1 protein-coding gene is annotated in these 903 nt (G+C 56.3%); it reads right to left on the reverse strand.

From position 1 onward, the window contains the following. Positions 1–903: beta-ketoacyl synthase N-terminal-like domain-containing protein (locus BN93_RS00280; protein ID WP_394329925.1), on the reverse strand; the 903-nt coding region annotated here is incomplete at both ends.

Here is a 903-nt window from a genome sequence, read left to right on the forward strand (position 1 = left end):
CCTGCCGCGAAAGCCAGCCTGCTAAGGCCGTCCATCTTGTAAAACTTGGGGTAATCGTTGGCCCATTGCTTGTAGATGGCTGTGAGTAGTGCGCCGTTTGGGTTGTCGATGGCCAGTGTGTGGCCGTCGATCTGCACTTCTTGTGGCGTAATTTGCACGCGGCGGAGCGGTATAAGCGCGGGCAGTGCCTTGCTTTGGCCCTGTGTTTCGTTGCCATTGGCCGTGCTTTCGCCCCATTGCCACTTCATGGCAACGTTGCATCCGCCAAAGCCCGACAGCATTTTAACGAACGAATGCTTGCTTGTGGGCTGCGCTTGTGCGCTGATAAGCAAAGGCTTGCTTACCCCTAACTCGCTGAAACCGATGGTGGGCAGCACCGTTCCGTCTTCGATAGACATCATCGAAAGGATGGTTTCTAGTACGCCGGCGGCGCCCATCGTGTGTCCGTAAATGCCTTTAAGGGCGTTAACGGGTACAGCCGATAGCTCTGCCCGATGCAAAGCCTTGGCCTCCATTTCGTCGTTATAGGGCGTGGCGGTGCCGTGTGCGCTGACGAAAGCGATGTTCTCGGCATCGTTTACGCCCGTTGCCACCAACGCCCGATAGCATCCTTCGCCCTTTTTCGAGGGACTTGAAATGTGGTAAGCATCGTTTCTGACGGCTCCGCCCACGATGTGCCATGCGCGTTGGGTTGTTGGTTCAGTGGTCGATAGTATCATCGTTGCTGCCGCTTCGCCGAGGTTTAGTCCGTCGCGATATAGGTCGAATGGCTTGCAAGGCGCTTGCGAGAAGGCCTTGAACGACTGAAACCCCGACACGATGAAGGCCGATTGCACATCGCAACCGCACACAACGACTTGCCGATACTGCCCCATCTCCAACAGACGATGGGCAAAGAGTAGG

Source organism: Prevotella conceptionensis 9403948, assembly GCF_000312305.1.
Taxonomy (GTDB): domain Bacteria; phylum Bacteroidota; class Bacteroidia; order Bacteroidales; family Bacteroidaceae; genus Prevotella; species Prevotella conceptionensis.